The sequence below is a fragment of the Nonomuraea basaltis genome (assembly GCF_005893125.1).
GTDB classification, from domain to species: domain Bacteria; phylum Actinomycetota; class Actinomycetes; order Streptosporangiales; family Streptosporangiaceae; genus Nonomuraea; species Nonomuraea basaltis.
Genome location: NZ_VCJS01000600.1, coordinates 1 through 934, shown reverse-complemented (window position 1 = coordinate 934; position 934 = coordinate 1). Strand labels below are relative to the sequence as shown.

General features: G+C 74.6%; 1 protein-coding gene. It reads right to left on the bottom strand.

What is annotated here, in order from left to right:
• Positions 1–727 (bottom strand): phospholipase D-like domain-containing protein (locus tag EJK15_RS69605; protein WP_476739220.1); only part of this gene is annotated, 727 nt, incomplete at its 3' end.
• Positions 728–934: the final 207 nt, after the last annotated feature.

Sequence of the window (934 nt, the reverse complement as noted above, 5' to 3'; positions counted from 1 at the left end):
GGCCGGGAGAGGGCAGCTCGGGGGTGTCGTCGAGGCGTTGGAAGTGGTCGCGCAGCCGCCGCAACGGGTCGCGGGACTCGGGGGCCGGGTCGTCCCAGCGCTCCCAGAACACCTTCGCCACCTGCGCCACCGCGGGGCCGCGGATGGCGACCTGGACGTCGTGCCAGGGCGGGCGGGGGCCGTACACAGCGGGCATCGGGGCGCGTTGCGGGTCGCCCTCGTGGGCGGCGTCGTCGCGGCGGCTGTGGCACAGGTCGATGCCGCCCACGAAGGCCACGTCCCTGGCCGGGTCGCGGTCGTGGCGCAGGATGACGAACTTCTGGTGGTGGGAGCCGCCCGGCTTGGTCCGCGTGTCCAGCAGGGCCTGGCCGCCGGTGAGCTCGATGTCCTCGCCCAGGTGGCGGTTCTCGGCCGAGCTGAAACGCAGCAGGTCCAGGTGGGAGCGCCAGATGAGGCCGCGTACGAGGGCGCCGCGCTCGGCCGCGGCCGCCAGCACCGCCGCCACGCCAGGACCGTCCGGGGTGAGCCGCTCGTCGGGGTCGCCGCGCCAGTCGGCGAACAGCAGCAGGTCGTCCTTGCCCAGCGCGTCCACGCAGGATTTCAGCTCGGCGAAGTAGGCGGCGCCGTGAATGAGCGGGCACACGTCGTTGCCGGTCGTCCAGGGCTCGAGCCTGGTCGCCGGGTTGCCTCGTTCCTCCTCGGTGAGGAACCAGTCCTCGATGCGCATCCGATCCCGGCTACCCCGGCAGCGGGCACTGATGCCTGGCTCACGCAGGCTCCCGCGCCGACCGGCCGGCCGGCTCCGGCTCGGACGGAGGGCGAGGTGGTTCGCCGACGGCGTCCGCGGGGAGCCGGACGACGAAGACGGCCCCCGCCCCCGGCCGCCCGTCCGCGGTGATGGTGCCGTTGTGCCCGGCCACCACCTCCCGTACGA